General features: G+C 62.2%; 16 protein-coding genes and 1 tRNA gene. 11 read left to right on the forward strand and 6 right to left on the reverse strand.

What is annotated here, in order from left to right; all coding sequences use genetic code 11:
• Positions 1 to 12 precede the first annotated feature (12 nt).
• From K0F86_RS08975 to K0F86_RS09005, 7 genes are all read left to right on the forward strand, one after another.
• Complete coding sequence (locus K0F86_RS08975; protein ID WP_029496076.1) at positions 13 to 828, forward strand: ABC transporter ATP-binding protein; 816 nt, start codon at positions 13 to 15, stop codon at positions 826 to 828.
• Positions 829 to 851: 23 nt separating this feature from the next.
• The gene (locus tag K0F86_RS08980) at positions 852 to 1748 is read left to right on the forward strand and encodes a branched-chain amino acid ABC transporter permease (protein WP_219134235.1); all 897 of its coding nucleotides are present in this window, start codon (positions 852 to 854) and stop codon (positions 1746 to 1748) included.
• Between the two features lie 78 nt (positions 1749 to 1826).
• Positions 1827 to 2885 carry a branched-chain amino acid ABC transporter permease gene (locus K0F86_RS08985; protein ID WP_034752817.1) on the forward strand — a complete coding sequence of 353 codons (1059 nt, stop codon included), beginning with the start codon at positions 1827 to 1829 and terminating at the stop codon, positions 2883 to 2885.
• 65 nt (positions 2886 to 2950) lie between these two features.
• Positions 2951 to 4270, forward strand: coding sequence for an ABC transporter substrate-binding protein (locus K0F86_RS08990; protein ID WP_219134074.1), 1320 nt, complete (start codon positions 2951 to 2953; stop codon positions 4268 to 4270).
• 132 nt (positions 4271 to 4402) lie between these two features.
• On the forward strand, positions 4403 to 5239 hold the full coding sequence (locus K0F86_RS08995; protein WP_219134075.1) for an ABC transporter ATP-binding protein: 837 nt from the start codon (positions 4403 to 4405) through the stop codon (positions 5237 to 5239).
• Positions 5240 to 5329: 90 nt separating this feature from the next.
• Positions 5330 to 6586 carry a phenylacetate--CoA ligase family protein gene (locus K0F86_RS09000; protein WP_219134076.1) on the forward strand — a complete coding sequence of 419 codons (1257 nt, stop codon included), beginning with the start codon at positions 5330 to 5332 and terminating at the stop codon, positions 6584 to 6586.
• A 63-nt stretch (positions 6587 to 6649) separates the two neighbouring features.
• Positions 6650 to 7231, forward strand: a complete 582-nt coding sequence (locus K0F86_RS09005) for a hypoxanthine-guanine phosphoribosyltransferase (protein WP_071079967.1) — start codon at positions 6650 to 6652, stop codon at positions 7229 to 7231.
• 104 nt (positions 7232 to 7335) lie between these two features.
• Here K0F86_RS09005 and K0F86_RS09010 read toward each other — a convergent pair whose 3' ends face one another.
• The 3 genes from K0F86_RS09010 to K0F86_RS09020 all read right to left on the reverse strand — a co-directional run bounded on the left by K0F86_RS09010 (position 7336) and on the right by K0F86_RS09020 (position 9554).
• Positions 7336 to 8289: a nitronate monooxygenase family protein gene (locus K0F86_RS09010; RefSeq protein WP_219134077.1), complete on the reverse strand. Its 954-nt coding sequence runs from the start codon at positions 8287 to 8289 to the stop codon at positions 7336 to 7338.
• A gap of 99 nt (positions 8290 to 8388) precedes the next feature.
• Complete coding sequence (locus K0F86_RS09015; protein ID WP_219134078.1) at positions 8389 to 9312, reverse strand: MBL fold metallo-hydrolase; 924 nt, start codon at positions 9310 to 9312, stop codon at positions 8389 to 8391.
• 8 nt (positions 9313 to 9320) lie between these two features.
• The gene (locus tag K0F86_RS09020) at positions 9321 to 9554 is read right to left on the reverse strand and encodes a DUF1289 domain-containing protein (RefSeq protein ID WP_070304433.1); all 234 of its coding nucleotides are present in this window, start codon (positions 9552 to 9554) and stop codon (positions 9321 to 9323) included.
• Positions 9555 to 9832: 278 nt separating this feature from the next.
• Here K0F86_RS09020 and K0F86_RS09025 point away from each other — a divergent pair, with 278 nt between their 5' ends.
• The gene (locus K0F86_RS09025) at positions 9833 to 10246 is read left to right on the forward strand and encodes a CopG family transcriptional regulator (protein ID WP_034783786.1); all 414 of its coding nucleotides are present in this window, start codon (positions 9833 to 9835) and stop codon (positions 10244 to 10246) included.
• Between the two features lie 54 nt (positions 10247 to 10300).
• The gene (locus K0F86_RS09030) at positions 10301 to 11572 is read left to right on the forward strand and encodes a PHB depolymerase family esterase (protein WP_257572061.1); all 1272 of its coding nucleotides are present in this window, start codon (positions 10301 to 10303) and stop codon (positions 11570 to 11572) included.
• Between the two features lie 138 nt (positions 11573 to 11710).
• Here K0F86_RS09030 and K0F86_RS09035 read toward each other — a convergent pair whose 3' ends face one another.
• From K0F86_RS09035 to K0F86_RS09045, 3 genes are all read right to left on the reverse strand, one after another.
• Entirely contained in the window at positions 11711 to 12862 is a 1152-nt protein-coding gene (locus K0F86_RS09035; RefSeq protein ID WP_219134079.1) for a two-component system response regulator, read from the reverse strand.
• A 31-nt stretch (positions 12863 to 12893) separates the two neighbouring features.
• Positions 12894 to 15932, reverse strand: coding sequence for a response regulator (locus K0F86_RS09040; protein ID WP_219134080.1), 3039 nt, complete (start codon positions 15930 to 15932; stop codon positions 12894 to 12896).
• A gap of 93 nt (positions 15933 to 16025) precedes the next feature.
• On the reverse strand, positions 16026 to 16226 hold the full coding sequence (locus K0F86_RS09045) for a cysteine-rich CWC family protein (RefSeq protein WP_219134081.1): 201 nt from the start codon (positions 16224 to 16226) through the stop codon (positions 16026 to 16028).
• A 231-nt stretch (positions 16227 to 16457) separates the two neighbouring features.
• Between K0F86_RS09045 and argB the strand changes: the two genes are divergently transcribed.
• Both argB and K0F86_RS09055 read left to right on the forward strand, forming a co-directional pair.
• The gene (argB, locus tag K0F86_RS09050; protein ID WP_010393729.1) at positions 16458 to 17351 is read left to right on the forward strand and encodes an acetylglutamate kinase; all 894 of its coding nucleotides are present in this window, start codon (positions 16458 to 16460) and stop codon (positions 17349 to 17351) included.
• Between the two features lie 65 nt (positions 17352 to 17416).
• A tRNA-Thr gene (locus K0F86_RS09055) sits at positions 17417 to 17491 on the forward strand.
• Positions 17492 to 17562: the final 71 nt, after the last annotated feature.

Consider the following 17562-nt stretch of genomic DNA (forward strand, 5'->3'; position numbering starts at 1 on the left):
GAGCACAACACGATGCAAATGAACGAACCCGACGCCCATTTCGGCACGGCCCGCAAGACCGGCCCCGTGATCCTCGACCTGAAGAACATCTCGCTGTCGTTCGGCGGCGTGAAAGCGCTGACCGACATCTCGTTTGACGTCAAACAGCATGAAATCCGCGCCATCATCGGCCCGAACGGCGCCGGCAAGAGCTCGATGCTGAACGTGATCAATGGCGTTTACCGCCCGCAGCAGGGCGAGATCATTTACCGGGGCGAGCACCGGCGCGGCATGGATTGCTACGCGGCCGCCAAGTCCGGCATTGCGCGCACCTTCCAGAACATCGCCCTGTTCAAGGGCATGACGGTGCTGGACAACATCATGACGGGGCGCAACCTCAAAATGAAGTCGAATTTTCTCTTGCAAGCCCTGTATTGGGGTCCGGCGCGGCGCGAGGAAATCGAGCACCGCAAGAAGGCCGAAGAGATCATCGACTTCCTGGAAATCCAGGCCATCCGCAAGACGCCCGTGGGGCGCCTGCCCTACGGCTTGCAAAAGCGCGTGGAACTGGGCCGCGCACTGGTGGCCGAACCGGAAATTTTGCTGCTCGATGAACCGATGGCCGGCATGAACGTGGAAGAAAAGCAGGACATGTGCCGCTTCATCCTCGACGTCAACGACCAGCTGGGCACGACGATCGTGCTGATCGAGCACGACATGGGCGTGGTGATGGATATCTCCGACCGCGTGGTGGTACTCGACTACGGCAAGAAGATCGGCGACGGCACGCCCGACGAGGTGCGCAGCAACCAGGATGTCATCAACGCCTATCTCGGCGTGGCCCACTAAGACGCATTGGACACCGTATGAATATCAATTTTTTCTTTGAAGTGCTGATCGGCGGTCTGCTGTCGGGCGTCATGTACGCGCTGGTGGCGATCGGTTTTGTGCTGATCTACAAGGCCTCGGGCGTGTTCAATTTTGCGCAGGGAGCGATGGTGTTTTTCGCCGCCCTCACCTGCGTCGGCATCATGGACAAGTTCGGCCTGTCGCTATGGCTGGCCATCCCGCTGACGATGCTCACCATGATAGCTCTGGGCATGGCGATTGAACGGGTGGTCTTGCGCCCGCTCGTCAACCAGCCGGAAATCACGCTGTTCATGGCCACCATCGGCCTGAGCTTTTTCATCGAAGGCCTGGCGCAGCTGATGTGGGGCTCGCAAGTGCACAAGCTGGACCTGCCCATCGAAGACGTACCGATGCAGTTCCTGATGGACCGCTTCGACATCAACATCTCGCAGTTCGACCTGATGGCGGCCGGCATCTGCGCGCTGCTGGTGATCTGCCTGGCCCTGCTGTTCTCGAAAACCAAGGTGGGCCGCGCCCTGCGCGCCGTCGCCGACGATCACCAGGCGGCGCTGGCGGTGGGCATCCCGCTGCAGCGCATCTGGGCCGTGGTGTGGGGCGTGGCGGGTCTGGTGGCCATGGTGGCGGGCTTGCTGTGGGGCGCGCGCAACGGGGTGCAGTTCGCCCTCACCTTCATCGCCCTCAAAGCCTTGCCGGTGCTGATACTCGGCGGCTTTACTTCCGTGCCGGGCGCCATCGTCGGTGGCCTGATCATCGGCGCCTCGGAAAAGCTGGCCGAAGTCTACCTGGGCCCCATGGTGGGCGGCGGCATCGAAGGCTGGTTCCCGTATGTGCTGGCCCTGCTGTTCCTGCTGGTGCGCCCGGAAGGCCTGTTCGGCGAGAAGATCATCCGGCGAATATAAGGCCCCAAGAGCATCGTAGGTCGGATTAGCCGAAGGCGTAATCCGACAAACACCCCAACAGCCAGCAAAGGACACTCCATGATTTACCGTGAAGCAGGACAATTCAAGACCAGCTACCAGGCTGACAACCAGATTTTCCCGATCCGCCAGGACCGCCTGGCGCTGACGGCCACGCTCCTTGTCGCCGTCTTCCTGCTGCCGTATTTTGCCTCGCCCTACATGCTGTCGGCGATCCTGATTCCCTTCCTGATCTTCGCGCTGGCAGCGCTGGGTCTGAACATATTGACCGGTTACGCAGGCCAGTTGTCGCTGGGTACGGCCGCCTTCATGGCCGTGGGCGCCTTTGCCTCGTATAACTTCATGGCCCGCCTGCCAGGCTTGCCGCTGCTGGTGTCGTTCATCCTCGGTGGTCTGTGTGCGGCCATGGTGGGCATCGCCTTCGGTCTGCCCTCCCTGCGCATCCGCGGCTTTTACCTGGCCGCCTCCACCCTGGCGACGCAGTTCTTCGTCGTCTGGTGCCTGACCAAGATCCCGTACCTGACCAACTACAGCTCCTCGGGCGTGATCACGGTGCAGAAGATGACCATCCTCGGCTACCAGTTCGATACGCCGCAAAGCAAATACCTGCTGGTGCTGGCCATCGTCGCCGGCATGGCGCTGCTGGCCAAGAACATGATCCGCTCCAACGTGGGCCGCTCGTGGATGGCCGTACGCGACATGGACATGGCGGCCGAAGTGATCGGTTTCAGACTGATGCGCACCAAGCTGCTGGCGTTTGCCGTCAGCTCGTTCTACTGCGGCGTGGCTGGCGCCCTGTATGCGTATGCCTACCTGGGCACGGTGGAGCCGGAAGCGTACAACCTGGACCTGTCCTTCCGCATCCTGTTCATGATCATCATCGGCGGCGTCGGCTCCATTCTCGGTTCCTTCCTGGGCGCGGCCTTCATCGTGCTGCTGCCCGTCTTCCTGAACACCATCGCGCACGGCCTGGCATTGCCGACCAGCGTGGCCTCGAACCTGGAACTGATGGTGTTCGGCGCGCTGATCATCTTCTTCCTGATCGTCGAACCACACGGCCTGGCCAGACTGTGGCAGATCGCGAAAGAGAAACTGCGCCTGTGGCCTTTCCCGCACTAGAAATTTGTACCTTGCAGTCTGATGTCGGTTGACTTGAAATCAAATAAAACAAGAGGAGACACACAATGAAACACATCAAATCGCTCATGCTGGCCGCCGCCATCGCCAGTGCCGCACTCACCATGGCCGGCAGCGCCCAGGCGCAGGACAAGGAACAGTACATCGCCCTGCCCTCCTACCGCGTGGGCCCGTACGCGGCCGGCGGCTCCGGTTTCTACGGCGGTGCCATCGACTACTTCAACCTGGTCAACCAGGCCGGCGGCGTCAATGGCGTCAAGATCAGCTGGGAAGAATGCGAAACCGAATACAACCCGTCGCGCGGCGTCGAATGCTATGAGCGCCTGAAAACCAAGCAGGGCGGCGCCACCCTGGTCGAAACCCTGTCCACCGGCGTCGCCTACGGCATTCTGGACCGCGTGGCGCAGGACAAGATCCCCATGACGATGATCGGCTACGGCCGCTCGGACGCCGCCAACGGCAAGGTCTTCCCGTATGTGTATCCGCTGATCTCCAGCTACTGGAGCCAGGCCGCCGCCATGATCAAGTACCTGGGCGACAAGGATGGCGGCATGGACAAGCTGAAAGGCAAAAAGATCGTCCACCTGTACCACGATTCGGCCTTCGGCAAGGAGCCGCTGCCCGTGCTCGAAGCGCTGTCGAAACAGTACGGCTTTGAACTGGTGAAAATTCCCGTCGCGCCGCCAGGCAGCGAACAGCAATCGCAATGGCTGCAAATCCGCCAGGCCAAGCCGGACCACGTGATCCTGTGGGGCTGGGGCGTGATGAACTCCGTTGCCATCAAGACGGCGCAGCGCAACGGCTTCCCGCGCGACAAAATGCTGGGCGTCTGGTGGGCCGGCTCCGAGGAAGACACGATTCCATCGGGCGACGCGGCCAGGGGCTACACGGCGATGACGTTCAATACGCCGGGCAACTACCCCGTGCTCGACGACATCCGCAAGAAACTCTACGCGTCCGGCAAGGGCAACCTGTCCGACCAGTCGCGCGTCGGCTCCGTCTACCACATGCGCGGCGTGACGGCCGGCATCCTGTGGGTGGAAGCGATCCGCGTGGCGCAGGAAAAATTCGGCAAGGGCAAGCCTGTCACGGGCGAGCAGATGCGCTGGGGCCTGGAAAACCTGAACGTCGACGACGCGCGCCAGAAGGCCGTCGGCGCGCTGGGCATGTTCCCCACCGTGAAGACCAGCTGCGACGACCATGAAGGTTCGGGCGCCGTGAAGGTGCAGCAGTGGGATGGCAAGAAGTGGATCGCCATCACGCCGAAATGGATCGTCGGCGACAAGGCCCTGGTGCGTAAACTCGTCGAGGAATCGTCGGGCAAGTACGCCGAAGAGAAAAAGATCACGCCGGCGTGCATGAAGTAAGCGGCTCTCGGGGTGGCGTCGGATTACGGCCTGCGGCCTAATCCGACCTACGCCGCTACGCCGCATCCACGTAGGTCGGATTAGCGCAGCGTAATCCGACAAGCACCAACATCACATGAAAACGAAGCAGCCATGACACCCACTGCCACGCAAACACCGGATACCGCGCCGCCCTACCTGTCGGTGAACAATATCGAAGTCATCTACGACCACGTGATCCTGGTCCTGAAGGGCGTGTCGCTGCAAGTCCCGCAGGGCAAGATCGTGGCGCTGCTGGGAGCCAACGGCGCCGGCAAGTCGACCACCCTGAAAACCATCTCGACCCTGCTGCGCGGCGAACGCGGCGACGTCACCAAGGGAGAGGTCCAGTTCAAGGGCGAACGCGTGGATCAATTGACGCCGAATGAGCTGGTCAAGCGGGGCCTGTCGCAAGTGATGGAAGGCCGGCACTGTTTCGGCCATCTCACCATCGAGGAAAACCTCCTGACGGGCGCCTACACGCGCAGCCTGTCGCGCGGCGAGCTGAAAGACGCGCTGGAAAAGGTCTACCACTACTTTCCGCGCCTGAAAACGCGGCGCAGCAGCCAGGCCGGCTATACCTCGGGCGGCGAGCAACAGATGTGCGCCATCGGCCGCGCGCTGATGGCCAAGCCGTCGATGATTTTACTGGACGAACCGTCGATGGGCATCGCACCGCAGATCGTCGAAGAGATCTTCGGCATCGTCAAGGACCTGAACCACAAGGAAAACGTGTCGTTCCTGCTGGCCGAACAGAACACCAACGTGGCGCTGCGCTACGCCGACTTCGGCTACATCCTGGAAAACGGCCGCGTCGTGATGGAAGGACAAGCGCAGGAACTGGCCAACAACGAAGACGTCAAGGAGTTTTACCTGGGCGTGTCCAGCGCCGGGCGCAAGAGCTTCCGCGACATGAAGTTCTACCGCCGCCGCAAGCGCTGGCTGGCCTGATTCATCAAAACCCTTGGCTGCAACGCGCACGGCGGTCCTGATGGCCGGACGTGCGAATCAACATGCACTGACAATTGGAGAATGACTGACATGAACGATACGCTCGACAGTCTGGAAACGCGCACCGCCGAAGCGCGCGAACGCGAATTGATGGCCGGCCTGCCGCAGCTGATCGCGCGCGCGCAAAAGGCGCCGGGCTGGGCCCGCATTCTCGATGGCGTCCACGCGGCCGACATCACCAGCCGCGCCGCGCTGGCGCAGCTGCCCGTGACGCGCAAGTCCGACCTCAAGCAATTGCAGCACGACGCGCTGCCGTTCGGCGGCTTGAACACGACGCCGAAAAACGCCCTGGCGCGCGTGTTCGTCTCGCCCGGTCCCATCTTCGATCCGGAAGGCCGCGGCCCCGACTGGTGGCGCTTCGCGCGGCCCATGTATGCGGCCGGCGTGCGCGCCGGCGGCTTGCTGCAGAACTGTTTTTCGTATCACTTCACGCCGGCTGCATTCATGGTCGAAGGGGGCGCCGCGCGCATCGGCTGCACCGTCATCCCGGCCGGCATCGGGCAGACGGAAATGCAGGTGCAGGCGATGGTCGACCTGAAGCCCGATACGTATATCGGCACGCCGTCATTTTTAAAACTGATCATCGAGAAGGCGCGCGAAATGGGCGCCGACATCAGCAGCGTCACCAAGGCCGTGATGGGCGCGGAAGCCTTGCCCGAATCGCTGCGCAGCTGGTTTGCAGAGAACGGCGTGCCGCACGTGTTCCAGACCTACGCCTCGGCCGATATCGGCAGCATCGCCTATGAAACGGCCAGCAATGGCAAGCTCAATCCGGGCATGGTCGTCGATGAAAACGTCCTGCTTGAAATCGTCCATCCGGGCAGCGGCATTCCCGTCGCGCCGGGCGAAGTGGGTGAAGTCGTCGTCACCGTCTTCAATGCCGACTACCCGCTGATCCGCTTCGCCACGGGAGACTTATCGGCCGTGCTGATGGACGCGCCGGATTCGCCGTGCGGCCGCACGAATACGCGCATCAAAGGCTGGATGGGGCGCGCCGATCAAACCACCAAGGTGCGCGCCATGTTCGTGCATCCGTCGCAGGTGCATGACATCGCGCGCCGCCATCCGCAAATCAGGAAGGCGCGGCTGGTCGTGTCCGGGCGCATGGCCAACGACGAGATGGCTTTGCATTGCGAAGTCGACGATCCGACGGACGCCAGCGGCGTGGAAGCCATCATCGGCTCGATCCGCGAACTGACCAAGCTGCGCGGCGACGTGGTGCTGGTGGCCGTGGGCAGCCTGGCGCTGGATGGCAAGGTCATTGACGACATGCGCGATTACAAATAAGGCCGATTTGCGGGATAATACCGGCATTGACCATCAGCCCCATTCATCGCCATGCAAGAGTCCATGCAAGAATTTCATCACAACCGTGCCCGTGACCTGATCAAGAACGCGGAACTGCTGTTCGACCAAGATACCGTGCAGGCGTCGATCACGCGCATGGCCGATGTGCTCAACACGCGCTTCAACGCCGCGGATTCCAAGGAATTCCCGCTGGTGCTGGGGGTGATGGGCGGCGCCGTCGTGTTTACGGGCAACCTGCTGCCGCAACTGAGCTTCCCGCTCGAATTCGACTACATCCATGTGAGCCGCTACGGCGACGACGACAAGGGTGGCGAAGTGGTGTGGAAAGTCATCCCCCGCTCGAACGTAGCGGGCCGCACCGTCATCGTGCTCGACGATATTCTCGACGAAGGCGAAACCCTGGCGCACGTCAAGCAGCGTTTGCTGGACATGGGCGCCTCCGAAGTCATCCTGGCCGTGTTTGCCGACAAGGCCATCGGCAAGAAAAAGCCCGTGCAGGCCGACATCGTCGGCCTGGTGATCCCGAACCGCTTCGTCGTCGGCTTCGGCATGGATGCGTACGGCTACTGGCGCAACTTGCCGGGGCTGTGGGCCATCAAGCCCGAGGATTTGAAGCAGGAGTGATGTAACAGTGGTTGTCGGATTACGCTGCGCTAATCCGACCTACCAGTGCCCGGTGGCGTAGGTCGGATTAGCGCGCAGCGCGTAATCCGACACCCTCACCAGCATTACAGCTTCAACCGCGCGCGCGCCGCATCGTATTCGGCCTTCAGGCGCGCCACCATCTCTTCCACGCTCGGCACGTCATCCATCAAGCCCACGCCCTGGCCCGCGCCCCAGATGTCACGCCAGGCCTTGGCGCTGCCGGAGCCAAAATTCATCGAACTCTTGTCCGCTTCGGGCAAGGCTTCCGGATCGAGTCCGGCCGCGACGATCGATTTTTTCAGGTAATTGCCGTGCACGCCCGTAAACAGGTTGGTGTAGACGATGTCCGCCGCGCTGGAATCGACGATGGCATCGCGGTAACCGTCGCTGACGTTCGATTCCTTGGTCGCCAGCCAGCGCGAACCGATGTAGGCAAAGTCCGCGCCCATGGCTTGCGCGGCCAGCACGGCGTCGCCCGTGGCAATCGAACCGGATAGCGCCAGCGGGCCGTCGAAGAATTTGCGCACTTCGCCCACCAGCGCGAATGGCGACAGGGTGCCCGCATGGCCGCCAGCACCGCTGGCCACCAGGATCAAGCCGTCGACGCCCGCCTCCAGCGCCTTTTTCGCGTGGCGGATCGAGATCACATCGTGCAGCACGATGCCGCCATAGCTGTGGATGGCGTCGAGCATTTCCTTGGGCGGCGCGCGCAGCGAGGAAATGATGATGGGAATCCGGTGTTTCACGCACACTTCCACATCGTGCGCCAGGCGGTCGTTCGACTGGTGCACGATCTGGTTGACGGCGATCGGTCCCACTTTTTTATCGGGATTGGCGGCCTGGAAGGCGGCCAGTTCGGCCTGCAAATCCGTGAGCCAGGTGTCGAGCAATTCGGCCGGACGCGCGTTCAGCGCGGGGAAGGAACCGACGATGCCGGCCTTGCACTGCGCCGCGACGAGGGCCGGGCCGCTGGCGATGAACATCGGCGAGGCGATAACGGGTAAGGAGAGGTTTTGCAACGCAACAGGCAATGCCATGGCGGACTCGCTGGAAAGTTGATCGGGATGAAAGACACACTGAACGTTGATTATAGTGCAGAAAAAGTACGATCGTGCTGAATTTATCGCAAGTCCGTTTCAGCCCTCGTTGAGCAAGTACTCACCCTCGACTCTTGCCGCCGCAGCCCTCACCAGCTGCGACACGGCCCACTCGGCCAGCGCGGCCGCCTCCTGGCGCAGGAAGCGCCGGTTGGCCTCTTCGAAGATGGGCATGCCGCGCAACAGGGCCGGTATGGCGGCCAGGGCGATACGCTGGCGTTCCAGCAGCAAAAATTTCAGCAGCACTTTCACCGCATTCTGCGCATTGCGCACGGGGTCCGACGACAGGTAGTCGAGGCGCGAATACGCGCGCTGCAGGGCGCCGGCGGCGTCCTGGAACGGCCGCCCGTGGCCGGGAATGACGACGCGCACGTCCAGGCTGGCGATCAGGTCCAAGGTGGCGCGCGCTTCCAGAAAGCCGGAGCCGCCATCGAGTTCGGGGAAGATCACGCCAAAGCCGTTTTCCCACAGGGCGTCGGCGGAAATGAGGATGCCCTCGTCGGCACAGTAAAAAATCAGCGAGTGCGGGTCGTGGCCCGGTGCGCCCAGCGCCTGCCAGGCCATGTCGGCCAAGGTCAACCTGTCGCCGGGCGAGACGGTGGCGTCAAAGCCGAAGCGCGGGCATTGCTGGCCCGTGGCCTGGAAGCTGAGGGTGTCCACGTCCCAGCTGCGCACCTTGTCCGCTTCCGAGACCGGAATGGCCGTCTGGCAGCCGTAGGCGGCTTGCAGCAGCGCGTTGCCGCCGCAATGGTCGGAGTGCAGATGGGTGTTGAACAGGCGGTCCAGCGGTCGGCCGGCCAGGCTGTGGCGCAGCAGGGCCAGGGTTTGCGGCGCATGCGTGACATAGCCGCTGTCGATCAGGGCCGTGTCATCCTTCCCCTGGAACAGGATGTTATTCGACGACAGCCAGCCGCGTTCAAACACCTGCATGGCATCGGGGAACAGCGCTGGCGATCGCGACATGGGCTTCCTCAGTAGTCGGGCTCGAAATCGAGCAAAGATTCGCGTCCTGGCAATTCGGCCCACACGGCGCGCTTGAAATCGTCGTCGGCCTTGCTCCAGGCGATGATCTCGTCGAGCGTGCGCAAGCAGCCTTCGCACAAGCCGCTGTTGCGGTTCATCTTGCACAGGCTGACACAGGGCGACGGCACCGGCGACGGCAAGGGGAGCGGAACGGCTGGCGGAGGTGGGGTAGCGACCATCATGGAGCGGCATCGGTAAACGTGAAGGCTTTCATTATGCCGCGAAACCGCGCCGGCGCGTCGACGGCGTCGGCATGCAATGTTTCTGTGAGTATATTTTCAAGCGAAAGCATGCTCAAAAACGCATCTCCCGGAAATTTATTTTGCAGCTGGTTTTCACTCTGCGGGTGCCCGTCCTACAACACGATCAGGCCAGATCCTGCTTGACTTGAGATATTACACAACTATACTACCATCCATACAGATGGCAATTGGATGCCACGTGGAGTTTTTGGAGAGATATGGCCAAGCAAGACAGCAAGCCCAAAATTGGGGAATCCGAGAAAATCACGATCAACCTCGGCTTGATCGACCTGGGGCAGATCGATTTGCTGGTTCAGGAGGGATTTTATTCCAACCGCACGGATCTGATCCGTACGGCCATCCGCAACCAGCTGGGTATCCACGCCGACGTGGTGAAACAAACCGTCGCCCGTAAAAGCCTGGTATTGGGCATGCAGCACTATTCGCGCGCCGACCTGGAAGCGATCCAGGCAGCCGGCCAGCGCCTGCAGATCCAGGTGCTGGGACTGGCCAGCATCGCCAGCGACGTCTCCGTGGAACTGGCACTGGCCACCATCGAGTCGATTTTCGTATTAGGTGCCCTGCACGCCAGCACCGTCGTCAAGACGGCGCTCGCAGGGCGAATTCACTAGCGTATTGGTTTGCGGCTATGACCCGGCCGATGCGCGGCACCGTTAAGGATGGTCATGAAACTACCTCTCAACATGTTGGCGCAGATGCGCGCAGCGACCCGTAATCTGATGGGCAGCGGTCCCGCCGCCGCCACCGAAGCGATCCAGCAGGCGCTGTCTGCCGCCGGCCTGACGCCGCACGCGGCGTCCACGCAAGCGCCGCCACCGCAGCCGATGCGCGACATTAATCCGCCACCGGCGCCAGCGCAGGCCCGCGCCGCGCAGCCGCAAGCGGACGCCGCACCGGAAGCGGCATCTGTGCCGCCCACGCCCGCGCAGGCGGCGCAGGAATTCGCGCAGGATTTCATGGCGCGCCTGGGCGTGCCCGCCGGCCTGGGCCAGCACAGCTTCGACATGCCCAGCTTCGAGCTGCCGAATTTTCATCCGCCCGGCTTCAACGCGCCGGCCGCCACGCCGGCGGAAATACCCGCTGGCGCGCAGTTCATCGACGGCGTATACCGCAACCATGCGGGCACGCGTTCGTACAAGCTGTATATCCCCAGCAGCTATCACGGCCAGGCCATGCCGCTGATCGTGATGCTGCACGGCTGCACGCAAAATCCCGACGATTTCGCCGCCGGCACGCAGATGAATGCGCTGGCCGAAGAAAAGGAATGTTTTGTCGTCTATCCGGCGCAGACGCAGGGTGCCAACAGTTCACGCTGCTGGAACTGGTTCAACGCCATCGACCAGCAGCGCGACCAGGGCGAACCGTCGCTGATCGCCGGCATCGCGCGGCAAGTCATCGACGACTACCCGGTGAATGAACGCGAAGTGTTCGTCGCCGGCCTGTCGGCGGGCGGCGCCATGGCCGTCATCGTCGGCACCTTGTACCCCGAGCTGTTTGCCGCCGTTGGCGTGCATTCGGGCCTGCCCTTCGCTTCGGCGCAGGACTTGCCGTCGGCGCTGGCCGCCATGAAGGGCGGCGCCATGCCCAGTGCCCAGCGCAAGGCGCCGGCGGGCGGCGTCCCCATCATCGTTTTCCATGGCGACCGCGACACCACCGTCAACCCGCGCAATGGCGATGAACTGATTGCCCAGGGCGTGCGCAGTCAGGCGGGCGGCAAGGCGGCCAAGGCGGCATCCATCGACGGCAGCGTGCCGAATGGCCACCGCTACACGCGCACCACGCACAGCCAGGCCGATGGCTCGCCGCTGGGAGAACACTGGGTCATCCACGGCGCCGGCCATGCCTGGTCCGGCGGCAGCAATAACGGCAGCTACACGGACGGAAAAGGGCCGGACGCCAGCCGCGAGATGCTGCGCTTCTTCAAGACCGTCAGCTAAGCACTGATCTGGATGTGGCATGCACGGCGCCGGCCATGCCTGGTCAGGCGGCAGCGACAGCGGCAGTCATGCGGCCGACGGCAAAGGCCCGGACGCCAGCCGCCGGTCGCAAAAAGCAGCTGCGCTTCTTCAAGACCGTCAGCTGATGTTTTCGGTATATGGCGCGATCTGCCGCTGCTTGTCGGCGATCTCGCACACGCCATCGGCATAGCGGCTGGAGATGGCGATGAATTGGTCCTGGATCTGCAGGAAGGCGTCGACGATCTCGGCGTCAAAGTGCGAACCGCGCCCCTCGATGATAATCTGCACGGCCTGTGCATGCTCCATGCCCTGCTTGTAGATGCGTCGGCTGATCAGGGCGTCATACACGTCGGCCAGCGCCATCAGGCGCGCCGAAATCGGGATGTCTTCGCCAGCCAGCCCTTGCGGGTAACCGCTGCCATCCCATTTTTCATGGTGGCTGTAGGCGATCTCTTTCGCGTACTTGAGGAAATCGACCTCGATGCCCAGCTCGTGCTCGGCCGCCAGGATGGCGTCGCGCCCCAGGGTGGTGTGCGTCTTCATGATGGCCATTTCGTGCGGCTCGAAACGCCCCGGCTTGAGCAAAATATGGTCGGGGATGCCCACCTTGCCGATATCGTGCAGCGGCGCCGTCTTGAACAGCAGTTCGATATTCTTGTCCGTCAAAAAATCGCGGAAGCGCGGCAGGTCGCGCACTTTCTCGGCCAGCGCCTTCAGGTAGTGCGAGGTGCGACGGATATGGTTGCCCGTCTCGCTGTCGCGCGTCTCGGCCAGCGAAGCCATGGCGTGTATCGTGACGTCCTGCAGCGCCGCCACTTCCTGCACCCGGCGCTCGACTTCCGTTTCCAGGTAATGATTCTGGTCGCGCAAAAAATCCTGCATCTGCTTCATCGCCAGCTGCGTCTTGATACGGGCCAGCACGATGGGCGCCGAAATCGGCTTGGTGATGTAATCGACGGCGCCCAGGGCCAGGCCCAGCTGCTCGTCGGCCACTTCGCTCATGGCGGTCACAAAAATCACGGGGATGCCGGCCGTGGCGGCATCGGCCTTCAGCGCGCGGCACACATCGTAGCCACTCATGCCCGGCATCATGATGTCGAGCAGGATCAGATCGGGCTGGTCGCCGCCGGCGGCGATCTTCAGGGCGCGCTCGCCATTGACGGCGATCTTGGTGCGATAATCGTCTTCCAGCACCGCGCGCAGCAGGTCGATATTGTCTGGCGTGTCGTCGACTACCAGGATGGTTGGCTTGCTTGCTGGCGCTCTCATGCCCGTCCTTCGCTCTGCATAGTTATCCTTGTCACAGTGTCAGTTCCAGCGCATCGGCCACCTCGCCCAGCTGCGCCAGCGCACCTTCGAAATCGTATTGTCCCAGCATGCGCTTCAGCTGGCGCGCATGTTCCGCCTGCCCGGCCGCGACCAGCACGGGACCGATGCCATCGAGATGCTTGACGGCCTGCGCATCGTCCTGCTGCAGCAGTTGCGACAGTTCGCGCAAGCCCGCCTCCAGGTATGCCCGGTCCACCGGTGCCGCCACGGCGTTGCCCGGCTCGGGCACATTGCTGCGCGACTGCATGGCCAGCACGATCTTCGGCACCAGTTCGTCGAGCGCCAGGGTGCAGGCCGCCAGTGCCTGCGGCAAGCCGTCATGCGATCCCAGGCTGAGCAAATGCTCGACCCGCGCCGCGCTGTCGGCCAGGCCACCGGCGCCGATATTGCCGGCCAGGCCCTTCAGGGTATGCGCTTCCCGGATTGCCGTCTCGAGCTGATTGTTCTCGATGGCAGCGACGATGCGCTGCATGGCATCGAACTGGGTTTCCACAAAGCGATCCAGCAATTTTCGCATCAACGTGGCATTGCCGCCTACGCGCCGCATGGCCTCCGCCATTTTCAGGCCGGCGATCACGGGCAGCTCCGCTTCCGGCTGCGCCACCAGCACAGTCATTTCCTGCGGCGCGGCCGGCGCGATCCAGCGCGCCAGGGTACCGAACAGCTGCGCCACGTCGATCGGCTTGGCGATGAAATCGTTCATGCCGGCGTCCAGGCATTTTTCCTTGTCGCCGACCATGGCATTGGCCGTCATGGCGATCACCGGCAAATCCGAAAAACGGGGATCCTGGCGCAGCTTGCGGGTGGCCTGGTAGCCATCCATCACCGGCATCTGGCAATCCATCAGCACGCCGTCATAGGCGTTTTCCTCGATCTTCGCCAGCGCGATGGCGCCATTGCTCGCGATGTCGACACGAATGCCGGCGTCGTTGAGAATATGCTGCGCCACTTCCTGGTTCACCTCATTATCCTCCACCAGCAGCAGCCAGGCGCCGCGCAGGGCGCGTTCGTCGTCGCGGTAGCTGCTCTGGCGCTGCGTCTTGCGGCTCTGCCCTGTCACGCCGCCAAACACGAACGATATCTGGTCGAGCAGGGTCGAGGCGCTGACCGGCTTGTTCAATACGCCATCGAGCGGCAATTCCCGCTGGCGCGCCGCCTCCAGCAGTGCTTCGCGATGGAAGGCCGTGACCATGATACAGGCCGGCGTCGCATCGATGCCGGCGGCATCGGCACGGATGCCGGCCAGCGTATCGAGGCCGTTCATGCCCGGCATTTTCCAGTCCATCAGCACCAGCCCGTACGGGCGCCCCTCGGTGCGCGCCTGCGCCACGGCGCCGATGGCCAGCACGCCGCCAAACACGGCACGCGCATCGAAACCGAGCGCCGTCAGCATGCTGACGAAAATTTCGCGCGCGCTGGGGTTATCATCGACCACCAGCACGCGCAGGCCCTGGAACTGCGACGGCACTGGCAGGCTGTCGCGCGGCACGGCGGCCAGGCCGAAGCGGGCCGTAAAGAAAAAGGTGCTGCCCACGCCCGCTTCGCTGACCAGGTCAATTTCGCCTTCCATCATTTCCACCAGGCGCTTGCTGATGGTCAGCCCCAGGCCGGTGCCGCCATGGTGGCGCGTGGTGGACGTGTCGGCCTGGGTAAATGCCTGGAACAATTTGCTGCGCTGGGGCGGCGTCAGGCCGATGCCCGTGTCGCGCACATCGACACGCAGCACCGCCGCATGTTCTTCCAGCTGCTGCAGGCGGATGCTGACGACGATCTCGCCCTTGTCCGTAAATTTGATGGCATTGTTGGTCAGGTTGATCAGCACCTGGCCCAGGCGCAGCGGATCGCCCTGCAATGCGTTCGGCACGTCGGGGGCGATGTCGAACAGCAGTTCGAGCCCCTTGTCCTGGGCACGCATCACGGACAGGTCGGCGATCTGCGCCAGCACGTCCTCGAGGAAAAAATCGACTTTTTCAAAGGCCATCTTGCCCGCCTCGATCTTCGAGAAATCGAGGATGTCGTCGATGATGGCCAGCAGGTTCTTCGATGCCGATTCCACCTTTTCCAGGTAGTTGCGCTGGGTCGAGGTGAGTTCCGTCTGCAGCGCCAGGTGGGTCATGCCGATGATACCGTTCATCGGCGTGCGAATTTCATGGGACATATTCGCCAGGAAGTCCGACTTCATCTTGGTCGCATCCTCGGCCACTTCGACGGCATGCCGCAGATCCTGCTCGACGGCCAGGTTGGTACTCATGTTTTTCAGCGCCTGCAGCAATTCGCCCGTCTCATCGCGCGACGTCACTTCGATGACGGAACTGAAGTCGCCTTTGGCCACGCGCGTAGCGATCGCCACCGCCTCGCCCAAGGGACGCGTGATCGAGCGCGCCGACCAGGCAAAGGCCAGGCCGATCAACAGGGCTGCCAGCCCGATACCACCCATCAGGATCAGCGACGTATCGATATCGTCGCGTATCCTGGCCGCGCTGTCGCGTATCAGTTGCTGCTGCAAGTCATCGAGCTGGCCCACATACAGCAGCACTTTTTCCAGCACCGGCAAGGTCTGCGTCCGCATGGCCAGCTCCGCGGCAGCATCCTCGCCGCGCTCGACCAGTTCGAACATCGTCTTGAGCGAGCCATAGTAGTCGGCGCGTGCCAGGTGCATCTGTTCCAGCAGCCGCCGTTCTTCCGGCCGCGCATCGAGACCATCGAGGATGCGCACCTGTTCATCGATGCCTTGCTTGATCGCTTCCAGGTGCGCCTGATTCGCCTGGCGCCGTGCCAATTCGTGCTGGTTCGGCAGGCTGGGAATGCGCGTGGCCGCCTCGCGCGCCAGTCCATGGATCTTGCTGGTGGCTTTGGCGGCGACCCAGTCGCGCTGCAGGATATCGTCGGTCTCGGCGCGGATGGCATAGATGCGGCTACCGGCCAGGACGATGACGACCAGCATCAGCACGATCAAAATGGCATAACCGGCATTGATGCGCACGCCGATGCGGATATCCCTGAAGCGCATAACTTTCCTATAAGAAATTCTTAAAAATTGAAGTCTGAACGTATTCCCCTACGGAATGCAAGGTTTATTGCAAAGCAATTTATATCGAAGCGCTTAATTGGCCGACGTGATGGCTTTTACAGGGGGTGTCAGGGTGGCGATATGCGCTTGCAGGCAGGCTGGGCACCAGCAGCCGACGGCGCCGCCGGGCACGGGAACGGCTGGCGGCAGGGCCAAGCACCAGCAGGGTCCGCTGGCCTGCGGGTCAGTCTGGCCACACTGGAAGGTGGCGCCGCAGCGGGTGCATACGCTCATGGCTGTGTTTGAATTGGCAAGTGTGTGTCATGCTGCGACGGGATGCGACGCAGATGTAACGGGCAGTAAAAGGGCTGGCTGGGGGACATATCGGGCCAGACTATAGGATCATCAGGGAAAATACAACAAGATCGCCCTATAATGCCTCCAGGATTTTCTTCTTCCCTGTAAAATCGCACAAATCTATTTTCCGGACTCGCCATGAATCAACTAGCTAACTTGAACCTGGACATGAATGACGACTTGACGGCGGTGTCGCCGCAAATCAAGGCGCAGATTCTGGCCGAGGCCCTTCCCTACATTCGCAATTTCCATGGCAAGACCATCGTCATCAAATACGGTGGCAATGCCATGACGGACGAACGCCTGAAGCACGGCTTCGCGCGCGACGTCATCCTGCTCAAGCTGGTCGGCATGAACCCGGTCGTGGTGCATGGCGGCGGACCGCAGATCGACAACGCACTGAAAAAAATCGGCAAGCAAGGCACCTTCGTGCAAGGCATGCGTATCACCGATGAAGAAACCATGGAAGTGGTGGAGTGGGTGCTGGGCGGCGAAGTGCAGCAGGATATCGTCATGCTGATCAACCATTACGGCGGCCAGGCTGTCGGCCTGACGGGCAAGGATGGCGGCTTGATCCGCGCGCGCAAGATGCAGATGCCGGACCGCGAACATCCGGGCGAATTCCTCGACATCGGCTTTGTCGGCGAGATCGACGCGATCAACCCGGCCGTCGTCAAGGCGCTGCAGGACGATGCCTTCATTCCCATCATTTCGCCGATCGGTTTCGGCCAGGATGGCCAGGCCTACAACATCAACGCCGATGTCGTAGCCGGCAAGATCGCGGAAATCCTGAAAGCGGAAAAGCTGATCATGATGACCAACATCGCCGGCGTCCAGGACAAGCAGGGCAACCTGGTGACCGACCTGTCCGCGCGCGAAATCGACGAGATGTTCGCCGATGGCACGATCTCGGGCGGCATGCTGCCGAAGATCTCGTCCGCGCTCGACGCCGCCAAGTCCGGCGTGAACACGGTGCACATCATCGATGGCCGCATCGAACACTCATTATTGCTGGAAGTGTTGACCGAGCAGGCTTTTGGTACTATGATCCGTTCGCACTAAAAAAATCGCAATGCATCACAGCGAGTAGTTTGGCGGCGCAGATCACCTGGCGCCGCTTTTAATTTGCCCTTGTAGCTCAGTGGTAGAGCACTCCCTTGGTAAGGGAGAGGCCACGTGTTCGATCCACGTCAAGGGCACCAGTATCCTTTCCCCGCAGCTGTAAAAATGCCCAAGGCGGCGTTGTCCTTCCTCGCCGTACATTCGTACTGTC

Origin of the sequence: Janthinobacterium sp. UMAB-60, assembly GCF_900095235.1 — a bacterium.
In the GTDB taxonomy this organism is placed as follows: Bacteria; Pseudomonadota; Gammaproteobacteria; order Burkholderiales; family Burkholderiaceae_D; genus Janthinobacterium.

Excerpts from the sequence above, each read along its gene's own strand:
- K0F86_RS08975 (WP_029496076.1), top strand. The coding sequence starts at position 13 with ATGCAAATGAACGAACCCGACGCCCATTTCGGCACGGCCCGCAAGACC.
- K0F86_RS09000 (WP_219134076.1), top strand. The coding sequence starts at position 5,330 with ATGAACGATACGCTCGACAGTCTGGAAACGCGCACCGCCGAAGCGCGC.
- K0F86_RS08985 (WP_034752817.1), top strand. The coding sequence starts at position 1,827 with ATGATTTACCGTGAAGCAGGACAATTCAAGACCAGCTACCAGGCTGAC.
- K0F86_RS09005 (WP_071079967.1), top strand. The coding sequence starts at position 6,650 with ATGCAAGAATTTCATCACAACCGTGCCCGTGACCTGATCAAGAACGCG.
- K0F86_RS09030 (WP_257572061.1), top strand. The coding sequence starts at position 10,301 with ATGAAACTACCTCTCAACATGTTGGCGCAGATGCGCGCAGCGACCCGT.
- K0F86_RS09045 (WP_219134081.1), bottom strand. The coding sequence starts at position 16,226 with ATGAGCGTATGCACCCGCTGCGGCGCCACCTTCCAGTGTGGCCAGACT.
- K0F86_RS09010 (WP_219134077.1), bottom strand. The coding sequence starts at position 8,289 with ATGGCATTGCCTGTTGCGTTGCAAAACCTCTCCTTACCCGTTATCGCC.
- K0F86_RS09040 (WP_219134080.1), bottom strand. The coding sequence starts at position 15,932 with ATGCGCTTCAGGGATATCCGCATCGGCGTGCGCATCAATGCCGGTTAT.
- K0F86_RS09025 (WP_034783786.1), top strand. The coding sequence starts at position 9,833 with ATGGCCAAGCAAGACAGCAAGCCCAAAATTGGGGAATCCGAGAAAATC.
- K0F86_RS09020 (WP_070304433.1), bottom strand. The coding sequence starts at position 9,554 with ATGATGGTCGCTACCCCACCTCCGCCAGCCGTTCCGCTCCCCTTGCCG.
- K0F86_RS09035 (WP_219134079.1), bottom strand. The coding sequence starts at position 12,862 with ATGAGAGCGCCAGCAAGCAAGCCAACCATCCTGGTAGTCGACGACACG.
- argB (WP_010393729.1), top strand. The coding sequence starts at position 16,458 with ATGAATGACGACTTGACGGCGGTGTCGCCGCAAATCAAGGCGCAGATT.
- K0F86_RS09015 (WP_219134078.1), bottom strand. The coding sequence starts at position 9,312 with ATGTCGCGATCGCCAGCGCTGTTCCCCGATGCCATGCAGGTGTTTGAA.
- K0F86_RS08990 (WP_219134074.1), top strand. The coding sequence starts at position 2,951 with ATGAAACACATCAAATCGCTCATGCTGGCCGCCGCCATCGCCAGTGCC.
- K0F86_RS08995 (WP_219134075.1), top strand. The coding sequence starts at position 4,403 with ATGACACCCACTGCCACGCAAACACCGGATACCGCGCCGCCCTACCTG.